This is a genomic window from Phocaeicola sp. RTP21198st1_B8_RTP21198_201120 (assembly GCF_040929485.1).
GTDB lineage: Bacteria > Bacteroidota > Bacteroidia > Bacteroidales > Bacteroidaceae > Phocaeicola > Phocaeicola dorei.
On the sequence record NZ_JBCOCI010000193.1, the window covers coordinates 1 to 821 of the forward strand.

The 821-nt window shown below is 44.9% G+C and carries 1 pseudogene; it reads left to right on the forward strand.

The features are described 5' to 3' along the window. Nucleotides 1-821, forward strand: a pseudogene (locus tag AB5935_RS24345) (cobaltochelatase subunit CobN); the annotation flags it as partial.

The window sequence follows — 821 nt, forward strand, 5'->3', positions numbered from 1 at the left end:
CTATCTACTATTATAAAGGTCCGGGGCAAAATGCATTGACCGCTGCCGGTATGGAGGTGGTTCCTTCCCTATACAATCTTCTGGTCCGCATGAAACAGGAAGGATACAACATATCCGGTCTGCCTGCAAATGCTGAAAAACTGGGTAAAATGATACAGGCTCAAGGCGCTGTGTTCAACTCTTACGCAGAGGGAGCCTTTAATGACTTTATGCAAAAAGGACATCCCGAACTTATCACCAAAGATCAATATGAAAGTTGGGTGAAAGAGTCACTCCGCCCTGAAAAATATCAGGAAGTGGTGGATGCTTTCGGCGAATAACGACGGTAAATTGGGTATTGCCCGTCTGCAATTCGGGAATGTAGTCTTAATGCCACAAAATGCTGCCGGAAGCGGGGACAACTCCTTCCAAGTGATTCATGGCACTAATATGGCTCCTCCTCATACTTATATTGCTTCCTATCTATGGATGCAACATGGTTTCAAGGCTGACGCACTGATCCATTTCGGTACACATGGAAGTCTTGAATTTACTCCCAGAAAACAAGTGGCATTGTGCAGCAACGACTGGCCGGATCGCCTGGTTGGAGCAGTTCCGCACTTCTATATCTACTCTATTGGTAATGTTGGTGAAGGAATGATGGCTAAACGCCGTTCGTATGCCACCATACAGTCGTACCTCACTCCTCCTTTCCTTGAAAGCAGTGTGCGTGGTATTTATCGGGAGCTGATGGAAAAAATCAAGATTTACAATAACTCTCACAAAGAGAATAAAGATCAGGAATCATTAGCTGTCAAAACGCTGACTGTGAAAATGGGAAT